This window comes from Yersinia rohdei ATCC 43380 (genome assembly GCF_000173775.1).
Lineage (GTDB): Bacteria > Pseudomonadota > Gammaproteobacteria > Enterobacterales > Enterobacteriaceae > Yersinia > Yersinia rohdei.
The window spans coordinates 24393-35260 of the sequence record NZ_ACCD01000037.1; the positions used below are offsets into that span (position 1 = coordinate 24393).

Below are 10868 nucleotides of genomic sequence, written 5' to 3' on the forward strand. Positions count from 1 at the left end.
TATAGATACTTTATTGTGATGGGGGAGTTTTGAAAACAAATTCAATTAATTTAAGTAATGCTGATTACATTGATAATTCAATGTTAATGGGAGGTGGGAGTGATGGTTGTGATGTATTTAATAATATTAAGATGGAGGTTTTAGAGTTGTTTGGCGAGTTAACATATGGGAAAAATTCAAAAATAAAAACACATATTAACTTGCTAAGTAATTGTTATGATTTAGATGTGTTTATAGAAAATCTCAATAGATATTTGAAAGAAAACGAACATAGTAATAAGCAAGAGAAATTCATTAAATTAGTAACAGGCGCACCAAATTTGGTTATTAATAAATATTATAATTTAAATGAGGTCGATGGGAGGTTTCATATTTTTACTTCAAGGAAATATGAAAATGAATGCGGCTCTTCATCAGGTTATGATGAAGGAGTTATAAATGATGGGGTAAGATGTAAAGCCCTTTATGCAGATGATGTCTCTAAACAAGATAAGGCCAAGAAAAAGGCAATAGATGATATAACCAATGTGATTGATTCATTTTTAGTGAAACTTTTTAAAGTGGAAATGAAATTTAACTTTGCATTGGAATTGGCGAGTTTCTATGACGGTACAATTTATGAAACAGATCAAATCTTGGATCAAGATATGGCTAGGTTAAAGCACCTAAGAGTAGGTATGATTAAATCCAATAATCTGAGTTATCTTGAAGAGTATTTGGCTCAGATAAAGGAATGTAGCGAAAAATATGATAATGAATATTATTCCTACGCTGGTTTATTACCCAACATTTATGATGAAAAATTAATACATCTCCAAAGTGAAATCATTCCTGATGTGTTGATATTTATTAAGCCAGCAATGGTAAGGATTTTGGCTAAAAAAGATCAAGTTGCTGAGGATGAAACTATCTGGCGACGTATAGTCGATGCAATTGTTAAATTCTTATCCCCTCAGTTATTTAATAAGATAGAAGAAGATAAAAAGAAAACGTGGGAAACATTAGAGAATTTTAGTAAATCAATAGAATATGCCAAGAACAATATTGACAGTGATACTTATGATTGTTTAAGTCCCAAGATACATTACTTGGCCGCCCAGTTATTGGATCAATGTGTCCCCGGCCAATATCCTTTTGACCCGCTCAATATTTTATCTCCAGATCGTAAAGTTTGGTTGGAACTGCAAAAAGAGTGGTCAAAGCCGCTCGAACCAAAGCCCACAGCGAGTTGAAACAAGACAAAGGTGCTGCTTATGGTCTTTGTTGTCGCGGCAGTTCGCGGTAAACTGTGGCTAAGTTTAAGCTCACCAATCAGGAAGCGCTATGCATTGCCCGTTTTGTGCTGCTGTGGATACCAAAGTCATTGATTCCCGTCTGGTGAGCGATGGTTCACAAGTGCGCCGTCGCCGCCAGTGTTTAGATTGTAATGAACGTTTTACCACTTTCGAAGTGGCTGAGTTGGTCTTGCCGCGTGTGATTAAAAGTGATGATGTGCGCGAGCCATTCAATGAAGAGAAATTACGTCGCGGCATGCTGAAAGCATTAGAAAAGCGGCCGGTCAGTTCAGATGATGTAGAAACTGCAATAAGCCATATTAAATCTCAATTACGCGCCACGGGTGAACGTGAAGTGCCGACCAAAATGGTGGGTAATTTGGTGATGGAAGCACTGAAGCGCTTGGATAAAGTGGCGTATATCCGCTTTGCCTCGGTTTATCGCAGTTTTGAAGATATTCGCGAATTCGGCGAAGAAATTGCGCGCTTGCAGGATTAGCAACGCCGTCTGCATTGTGCGAATTATTGCGGAATTAAAAATTGCAGCATTAAAGTAAGGAAAGCTATGCAACCCGATGAATTCTATATGGCCCGCGCCTTTGAGTTGGCGCGGTTGGGGCGTTTTACCACGTCACCCAACCCTAATGTCGGGTGTGTTTTGGTGCGGGATGGTGAGATTGTTGGTGAAGGTTATCACCAGCGAGCTGGCGAGCCTCATGCCGAAGTGCATGCCTTGCGCATGGCGGGTGAGAAAGCTCAGGGGGCGACGGCTTTTGTCACTCTTGAGCCATGCAGCCACCACGGGCGGACACCTCCTTGTGCCGATGCCTTGGTTGCCGCCGGTGTGGTTCGCGTAGTTGCTGCGATGCAAGACCCTAACCCAGAAGTTGCCGGGCGTGGGTTATATAAACTGAAACAGGCCGGGATCGACGTCAATCACGGCCTGATGCTCGCAGAGGCCGAAGCCGCCAATCTGGGTTTTCTAAAGCGGATGCGTACCGGTTTTCCTTATCTGCAATTAAAAATGGCAGCATCATTGGATGGCCGAACGGCGATGGCTTCAGGTGAAAGCCAGTGGATTACCTCGCCGCAGGCCCGCCAGGATGTGCAGCGCTTTCGTGCCGAAAGCTCCGCGATTCTCAGTACCAGCGCCACAGTATTAGCGGATGATCCTGCGCTGACGGTGCGCTGGCAGGCGTTAGATGCTGAAACCCAAGCCCTATATCCCGAAGACAAGCTGCGCCAGCCGATACGCATTATTCTCGATAGCCATAACCGCGTGACGCCAGAGCACAAAGTCACACAGCAAGATGGCCCATGCTGGTTGGCTAGAGTCGAGGCTGATACACAGCCGTGGCCTGCTAATGTTGAACAATTATTGCTGCCTCGCCATGGTAATGGCGTGGATTTGGTTTTATTGATGATGCAACTGGGCAAGCGGCAAATTAACTCAGTTTGGGTTGAAGCCGGGCCACAACTGGCCGGTGCCTTGTTACAGGCGGGTGTGGTCGATGAGTTAATTCTTTATATCGCGCCTAAACTGTTGGGGACTGATGCCCGTGGATTATGTCAGTTGGCGGGATTAACCCATTTATTGCAAGCCCCAGAGTTTGTATTTAGTGAGGTACGCCAGGTTGGGCCAGATCTGCGCTTGCGCTTGAAACCTAAGTATTAATTACAATATTTGACTGGAATTATCGTCGCTCAAACACACTCTTGCTAGTGTTTTACAAATGCGCAGGGGCGGGGCGTGAAAGAATATGATAGAATCCGCCCCCCTGCGGGGTATGAACCCATATTGAGGAAAGCTATGAACGTTATCGAAGGTGTTGTTGCTACTCCTAATGCCCGTGTGGCGATTGCAATCGCGCGTTTTAACAACTTTATCAACGACAGCCTGCTGGACGGTGCAATTGATGCCCTGAAACGTATTGGTCAAGTCGCTGATGACAACATCACTGTTGTCTGGGTACCAGGTGCCTATGAGTTGCCGCTGGTTGCCAATGTATTAGCAAAAACAAATCGTTACGATGCGGTAATTGCGCTCGGTACTGTTATCCGTGGGGGCACTGCGCACTTTGAGTATGTGGCTGGTGAAGCGAGTTCAGGTCTGGCGAGTGTGGCCATGAACAGTGATATCCCAGTTGCTTTCGGTGTGCTGACCACAGAAAGTATTGAGCAGGCAATTGAGCGTGCTGGTACTAAAGCGGGTAATAAAGGTGCAGAAGCTGCCCTGACCGCGCTTGAAATGATTAATGTAATCAAAGCTATTAAAGGCTGAATTTAGTTAAGTTAAGGGGAATTCCGTGAAACCTGCTGCTCGTCGCCGCGCTCGTGAGTGCGCTGTTCAAGCGCTTTACTCTTGGCAGTTGTCTAAAAACGACATCGCTGATGTTGAATTACAGTTCTTGTCGGAGCAGGATGTCAAAGATGTAGACATCTCCTATTTTCGCGAATTGCTGTCTGGGGTTGCTGTTAATGCCGCATCTTTGGATGCGTTAATGGCGCCAGTTCTTTCCCGTCAGCTCGAAGAATTAGGTCAGGTTGAAAGAGCGGTTCTGCGTATTGCGCTGTTTGAACTGAGCAAACGTGATGATGTCCCTTATAAAGTGGCAATCAATGAAGCGATCGAACTTGCTAAGACTTTCGGTGCTGCAGATAGCCATAAGTTCGTAAACGGAGTGCTGGATAAGTTGGCTCCGACAATACGTAAGAAAAAATAATCTCATTATACCCTTTGCTCTTGCAGCGACAGGGGGCTGGCTAAGCTCACCCACCCGAGTTACTGACTGGTAGTTGCTACTATTTGGCCGGCTCGTTGGGATGAGTTCGCTTGTTATCTACCTGCAATGCCAATGACACTGGGTATATAGCTGAAGTAATATGCTTAAGGTCTGCTATAGGCCTTAAGCATACATTTCTGGAATTGCATTATGGCATGTGGCGAATTTGACCTCATTGCCCGCTACTTCGACCGGTTCAGAAGTAATCGCCGGGATGTAGAACTGGGTATTGGAGACGACTGCGCACTTCTTACAGTGGCAGATAAACAGCTGTTGGCCATCAGTACCGATACACTGGTGTCTGGTATTCATTTCCTTCCGGATATCGATCCGGCCGATCTGGGTTATAAATCTTTAGCGGTAAACCTTAGCGATTTAGCTGCTATGGGGGCCGATCCTGCCTGGTTATCTCTTGCTTTGACTCTCCCGAATGTTAATGAAGACTGGCTACAAGCCTTCAGCGATAGCCTGTTTGATCAACTGAATTATTACGGAATGCAATTGATTGGTGGTGATACCACCCGTGGGCCATTGAGCCTAACATTGACTATTCAAGGTTTAGTTCCTGAAGGGCGGGCATTGACTCGCGCTGGTGCGCGGATTGGTGACTGGATTTACGTCACAGGGACATTGGGTGACAGCGCCGCAGGCTTGGCTATCTTACAAAACGAGTTACTGGTCGATAATGATTCAGACCGGGAAGAACTGATTCACCGTCATTTGCGGCCACAGCCTCGAGTTCTACAGGGGCAGGCGTTACGTGACCTTGCCAGTTCTGCTATTGATATCTCCGATGGGCTGACTTCTGATCTGCAACATATTCTGAAAGCCAGTAAATGTGGCGCACGTATTGAGCTGGGCGCTTTGCCATATTCTGCTGCATTATTGCGTCAGGTCGATGCAGAACAGGCGCTGCGCTGGGCATTGAGTGGCGGTGAAGACTATGAGTTGTGCTTTACCGTACCGGAAATAAACCGCGGTGCATTGGAAGTTGCTCTGAGTAATACCGGGGCGGGTTATACGTGTATTGGGCAGATTGGCCCGCAGTCAGAAGGGGTAAAATTCTTGCGTGAAGGTAAAGCCGTTGAGCTGGATTTCCGTGGTTTTGACCACTTCTTAGCAGGTAAATCTCATGGATGAAGCCAAACGTCGTCTGCGGTTATCTAACCCCTGGCACTTGTTGGCCACGGGTTTTGGCAGTGGATTGTCTCCGTGGGCTCCGGGCACTATGGGCTCAATTGCCGCCATTCCATTCTGGTTGTTACTGATTCAGTTACCTTGGCAGATTTATTCACTGGCGGTGATGTTTAGTATCTGTATTGGCGTCTATATCTGCCATCGCACAGCCAAAGACATGCAAGTTCACGACCACGGCAGTATTGTTTGGGACGAATTTGTTGGGATGTGGATTACCTTGATGGCATTGCCAGTCAATAATTGGCAATGGGTCGCCGTCGGTTTTGTCACATTCCGTATTTTTGATATTTGGAAGCCGTGGCCGATTCGCTGGTTTGACCGCAATGTGCATGGCGGCATGGGAATAATGGTTGATGATATTATCGCTGGTGTGGTTGCTGCCGCGATTATTTTTGTTATCGGGCATTATTGGCCAATAGATTTATTCTACTGATACCCGCCATCTTTCAAATTACAGATGTGTTGGCTGCATTTAATAACCCGAATTACTTACTGATGTAAGTTCACCGGGATTAATAAACGGTTCAGCCTGCGGGCTAGCGCAAGCACCTGAAGTCTGTGTAGCCATTTTCCAAATACAGGGCGTTAGCTGTATTGAATAGAAGAAAGGCATAACCGAGCGGCTATGCCTTGAATGGTGTTGCGAAGTGAGCCCGAAAGAGTCTTACTGTGCTAGCCAGGATTCTATTTGGCGCTGTATCCCCGCAGCATCTAAACCAAATTCAGCGCGCATTTCATCTTGCTCGCCTTGTGGCACAAAGTGGTCTGATAATCCAAGATTGAGCACGGGCACTGGCTGCCGTTTGGCCATCAATAACTCATTCACCCCACTGCCTGCACCACCCATAATGGCATTTTCTTCCACAGTGACCAGTACCTCGTGGCTTGCGGCCATTGCTAATATCAACTCTTCATCCAGTGGCTTGACGAAACGCATGTCTACCAGTGTGGCATTAAGATTATCAGCAACTAATTGCGCCTGAGCGAGTAAAGTACCAAAGCACAGAATGGCAATTTTTTCACCTTCGCGGCGCACAATACCTTTACCGATAGCCAAGATATCTAATGGCTCCAATACTGCACCAGTACCATTACCGCGTGGGTAACGCACGGCCGCAGGCCCATTGTGGTGATAACCGGTGTGCAGCATTTGGCGGCATTCGTTCTCATCACTTGGGGTCATGATGACCATGTTGGGAATGCAGCGCATGAATGAAAGATCGAATGCGCCCTGATGGGTTTGACCATCGGCTCCCACCAGACCGCCACGATCAATGGCGAATAATACCGGCAGGTTTTGGATGGCCACATCATGAATCAATTGGTCATAAGCCCGTTGCAAGAAAGTCGAGTAGATGGCCACAATGGGCTTATAGCCACCAATTGCCAGGCCAGCAGCAAAGGTGACGGCATGTTGCTCGGCTATCGCGACATCAAAATACTGCTGTGGATATTCCCGCGAGAAGCGCACCATCCCAGAGCCTTCGCGCATTGCCGGCGTCACCGCCATTAACTGGCTATCTTTAGCCGCGGTTTCACATAGCCATTCGCCGAAGATCTTGGAGTAGGTCGGTAGACCGCCCTGGCTTTTCGGTAATGTGCCGGAAGCAGGATCAAATTTAGGGACGGCATGCCAACCGATGGGATCTTTCTCCGCCGGGGCGTAGCCTTTGCCCTTTTTGGTCATGATATGCAACAGTTGTGGGCCTTTCAGGCTGCGCATATTTTTCAATGTTTGTGTCAAGGCCTGCACATCGTGGCCATCAATTGGGCCGATATAATTAAAGCCTAGCTCTTCAAATAAGGTGCTCGGTACCACCATGCCTTTGAGATGCTCTTCGGTGCGTTTCAACAGGTCTTTAATTGGCGGTATACCGGATAGTGCTTTTTTGCCACCTTCACGTAGGCTGGCATAGAGTTTGCCAGATAATAACTGAGCCAAATGGTTGTTCAGGCCGCCTACATTTTCTGAGATAGACATTTCGTTATCGTTAAGAATAACCAGCATGTCTGAATGAATATCACCGGCATGGTTCATGGCTTCAAAAGCCATGCCCGCGGTAATGGCACCATCACCAATGACACACACGGTACGCCGCCCTTTACCTTCACGTTCAGCAGCAACCGCCATCCCCAAACCAGCACTGATTGAGGTGGAGGAATGGCCAACAGAAAGCACGTCATATTCACTTTCACCGCGCCACGGGAAAGGATGCAATCCATCTTTTTGGCGAATAGTAGCTATCTGCTCACGGCGGCCCGTCAATATTTTGTGCGGATAAGCTTGATGACCGACATCCCACACCAAGCTATCAAAGGGGGTGTTGTAGACGTAGTGCAACGCGACAGTTAGCTCGACCACACCCAGCCCAGACGCAAAATGCCCACTGGATCGGCTGACAGAGGCGAGCAAATACTGCCGTAGTTCATCACATAACTTCGGCAGACTGTCTTTTGGCAACATGCGCAGTTCTTCAGGGTTCTGTGCAAGTGCCAATGTCGGGTATTTGGCTATATCAAGACTCATTCGATGCTCATATCAAAAGTGGGTGTATACCCTTAGTACTTGGCGTGACAGGTTTTTTAACTACATTCACTAACTCAAATTACTAACTTTAGTAAGCTTAATGAGTGAGTTTGTTACCTATCTACAACACCAAGTTTTGTGGGTATATATCAGTGTTATCAACCGTCAGTATATTTCTAATTATCACGCTCAATAATAAAACAGGCTAAAGCCTGTAACGGCGCTATGTCATAGGACTGCTCGGACAGCGCATTCAGGGCGCTCATGGCTTCCTGATAGAGGTCAAGGGCTTTAGTTTTGGCACAATCCAATCCTAACAGTGCGGGATAAGTACTTTTCCCGAGTTGCTGATCTGAACCCTGACGTTTACCAATTGTAGCTGTATCGCCGATGACGTCTAAAATATCGTCCTGCACCTGAAACGCCAGGCCAATAGCATTGGCATAGCGATCAAGTAGCGGTAATGCTTCGCGCCCTGCGGCACCCGCGGCCAGTGCGCCGAGGCGGACAGCGGCACGGATTAATGCACCGGTTTTATGGCGATGAATTTGTTCAAGGTCGGTAAGTGAGATCTGGCGGGCTTCGGCTTCCAAATCCAATGCCTGACCGCCACACATGCCTGCGACCCCGCTGGCATGGGCTAATTCTGCAATCATCGACAGCCGGTCTTTATCTGCCACATCCGGCATGGCGGCTTCTGACAGGATAGAGAAAGCCAAGGTTTGCAGGGCATCACCCGCCAAAATAGCATTGGCCTCGCCAAACTTCACATGGCAAGTGGGCTGTCCACGGCGCAAATCATCATCATCCATAGCCGGCAAATCATCATGGATTAATGAATAAGCATGAATACATTCAATGGCCGCTGCCGGGGCATCCAAATTAGCCAGCGACAGGCCAAACATTTGCCCTGTGGCATAAACCAGATACGGGCGGAGCCTTTTACCACCAAGCACCGCGCCATAGCGCATGGCTTTGACTAAGTCGCTGTTCCCAAAGGGAAGGGGCGCAATAAAATCCAATATAGCCTGATTAACCCGTTGCTGATGTGCGGCAAGCTGTTGGTTAAAATCAACGGTTAAGTGGGCGTTAGACATAAGGCTACTCAGCATCTGGTGTGAAAGGGGCTAATGGGGCATCTACCTCGTCGCTTAGTAGAACCTGAACACGTTGCTCGGCTTGCTGCAAAGTTTGTTGCCCAAGGCGAGCCAATTGCACACCTCGTTCAAACTCATTTAATGCCTCTTCCAGCGGAAGTTCCCCGGATTCCAGGCGAGTGACAATCTGTTCCAGTTCACTGAGCGATGTCTCAAAACTGGCGGTTTTGGTTTCAGGTGATGCAGCTTTTTTCGGCATAGTTTTTATTCGACTCAATATTTTTTATGAAACGTAACCTTGATGGCGCGTAATATTTTCCTGCTTACTCTTACTGAAAGCCATTTTTCAGGCCAAAAACCTATTCACAGCTATTCTAGCGGATAATGAGGGGGAAATCGTGGCGTTTAAGTCTGGTTTTTAGTACGCAGCGCGACCCCATATAGTGATATACTCCACGGCTTGCATGTTTTCGCTAACGTCTTCGACTGTTGCTACTTGCTAGCGACGCCATCACTCCATAACCAGATAACTAAAAACCGCCATGAAGTTTATCATTAAATTGTTCCCCGAAATCACTATCAAGAGTCAATCTGTGCGATTGCGCTTCATTAAGATCCTCACCACCAATATTCGCAACGTATTGAAAAACCTTGAGGATGATAGCCTCGCGGTTGTCCGTCATTGGGATCATATTGAAATCCGCACAAAAGATGACAACCTTGGGCCACAGATTTGCGATGCTCTGACTCGCGTGCCGGGAATTCACCATATTCTCGAAGTGGAAGATCGCAGCTACACCGATATGCACAATATTTTTGAGCAAACGTTGGAAGCCTACCGCGAAACATTGGTCGGGAAAACATTTTGTGTTCGAGTGAAACGCCGTGGTAAACATGAGTTTTCTTCTGGTGATGTTGAGCGATATGTCGGTGGTGGTCTGAATCAACATATTGAAAGTGCTAAAGTTAAGCTGACTCACCCTCAAGTCACCGTCCATTTGGAAGTAGATCAGGACAAACTGACCCTCATCAAGGCGCGTCATGAAGGATTAGGTGGCTTCCCAATAGGGACTCAGGAAGATGTTTTATCTTTGATTTCAGGCGGTTTTGACTCAGGTGTGTCCAGCTATATGCTGATGCGCCGTGGTTGCCGTGTGCACTACTGCTTCTTCAACCTTGGCGGCTCCGCCCACGAAATTGGCGTTAAGCAGGTTGCCCATTATCTGTGGAATCGCTTTGGTAGCTCCCATCGGGTACGTTTTGTTGCTATTGATTTTGAACCCGTTGTAGGCGAAATCCTTGAGAAAGTCGAAGATGGCCAGATGGGCGTGGTATTGAAACGCATGATGGTGCGAGCGGCGTCCCAGGTGGCAGAACGCTATGGCGTGCAAGCATTGGTTACCGGCGAAGCGCTGGGGCAGGTTTCCAGCCAGACGCTAACAAACCTGCGTTTAATTGATAATGCCTCTGACACCCTGATTTTGCGCCCACTTATCTCACATGATAAAGAGCACATTATCAATCTGGCACGGCAAATCGGCACCGAAGATTTTGCTAAAACCATGCCAGAATACTGCGGTGTTATCTCAAAAAGCCCGACAGTGAAAGCAGTTAAGGCCAAGATTGAAGAAGAAGAATCTCATTTTGATTTCTCTATCCTGGACCGGGTGGTCAACGAAGCCAAAAACGTTGATATCCGAGAAATTGCCGAGCAAAGCCGTGAGCAAGTGGTCGAAGTCGAAACCGTTGCTGAACTGGCTGATACCGACATATTGCTAGATATTCGTGCGCCAGATGAGCAAGACGAAAAACCGCTGAAGTTAGAGGGTATCGAAGTGCAGGCCATTCCTTTCTATAAATTGAGCTCTCAATTTGCCGATTTAGACCAAAGCAAAACCTACCTATTATATTGCGATCGCGGTGTGATGAGCCGGTTACAAGCCCTTTATTTGCGCGAGCAGGGGTTTAGTAATGTGAAGGTTTACCGCCC

The 10868-nt window shown here is 47.2% G+C and carries 11 protein-coding genes; 8 read left to right on the top strand and 3 right to left on the bottom strand.

Features of this window, described 5'->3' with window-relative positions; all coding sequences use genetic code 11:
- The first annotated feature begins 29 nt into the window (after nt 1–29).
- The 7 genes from YROHD0001_RS01805 (at nt 30) to pgpA (ending at nt 5687) form a co-directional block, all read left to right on the top strand.
- Entirely contained in the window at nt 30–1232 is a 1203-nt protein-coding gene (locus tag YROHD0001_RS01805; RefSeq protein ID WP_004716458.1) for a hypothetical protein, read from the top strand.
- A 91-nt stretch (nt 1233–1323) separates the two neighbouring features.
- The gene (nrdR, locus tag YROHD0001_RS01800) at nt 1324–1773 is read left to right on the top strand and encodes a transcriptional regulator NrdR (RefSeq protein ID WP_004716459.1); all 450 of its coding nucleotides are present in this window, start codon (nt 1324–1326) and stop codon (nt 1771–1773) included.
- 66 nt (nt 1774–1839) lie between these two features.
- Entirely contained in the window at nt 1840–2949 is a 1110-nt protein-coding gene (gene ribD, locus YROHD0001_RS01795) for a bifunctional diaminohydroxyphosphoribosylaminopyrimidine deaminase/5-amino-6-(5-phosphoribosylamino)uracil reductase RibD (RefSeq protein WP_004716460.1), read from the top strand.
- A gap of 135 nt (nt 2950–3084) precedes the next feature.
- Nucleotides 3085–3555: a 6,7-dimethyl-8-ribityllumazine synthase gene (ribH, locus tag YROHD0001_RS01790; RefSeq protein ID WP_004716461.1), complete on the top strand. Its 471-nt coding sequence runs from the start codon at nt 3085–3087 to the stop codon at nt 3553–3555.
- A gap of 25 nt (nt 3556–3580) precedes the next feature.
- Nucleotides 3581–3997, top strand: coding sequence for a transcription antitermination factor NusB (nusB, locus tag YROHD0001_RS01785; RefSeq protein WP_004716462.1), 417 nt, complete (start codon nt 3581–3583; stop codon nt 3995–3997).
- A 210-nt stretch (nt 3998–4207) separates the two neighbouring features.
- On the top strand, nt 4208–5197 hold the full coding sequence (gene thiL / locus YROHD0001_RS01780; protein WP_032818141.1) for a thiamine-phosphate kinase: 990 nt from the start codon (nt 4208–4210) through the stop codon (nt 5195–5197).
- Nucleotides 5190–5687, top strand: coding sequence for a phosphatidylglycerophosphatase A (gene pgpA / locus YROHD0001_RS01775; RefSeq protein WP_032818144.1), 498 nt, complete (start codon nt 5190–5192; stop codon nt 5685–5687). The genes thiL and pgpA overlap by 8 nt, the downstream gene beginning before the upstream one ends.
- 231 nt (nt 5688–5918) lie before the next feature.
- Here pgpA and dxs read toward each other — a convergent pair whose 3' ends face one another.
- From dxs to xseB, 3 genes are all read right to left on the bottom strand, one after another.
- Nucleotides 5919–7781 (bottom strand): 1-deoxy-D-xylulose-5-phosphate synthase, encoded by a 1863-nt coding sequence (gene dxs / locus YROHD0001_RS01770; RefSeq protein WP_004716465.1) that lies wholly within the window; start codon nt 7779–7781, stop codon nt 5919–5921.
- Between the two features lie 176 nt (nt 7782–7957).
- A complete protein-coding gene (ispA, locus tag YROHD0001_RS01765; protein ID WP_004716466.1) occupies nt 7958–8878 on the bottom strand; it encodes a (2E,6E)-farnesyl diphosphate synthase in 921 nt (306 codons plus the stop codon).
- 4 nt (nt 8879–8882) lie between these two features.
- Entirely contained in the window at nt 8883–9137 is a 255-nt protein-coding gene (gene xseB / locus YROHD0001_RS01760) for an exodeoxyribonuclease VII small subunit (protein WP_004716467.1), read from the bottom strand.
- Between the two features lie 283 nt (nt 9138–9420).
- On the opposite strand from xseB, the gene thiI reads away from it, so the two are divergent.
- A partial coding sequence (gene thiI, locus YROHD0001_RS01755; RefSeq protein WP_004716468.1) for a tRNA uracil 4-sulfurtransferase ThiI occupies nt 9421–10868 on the top strand: 1448 nt, incomplete at its 3' end.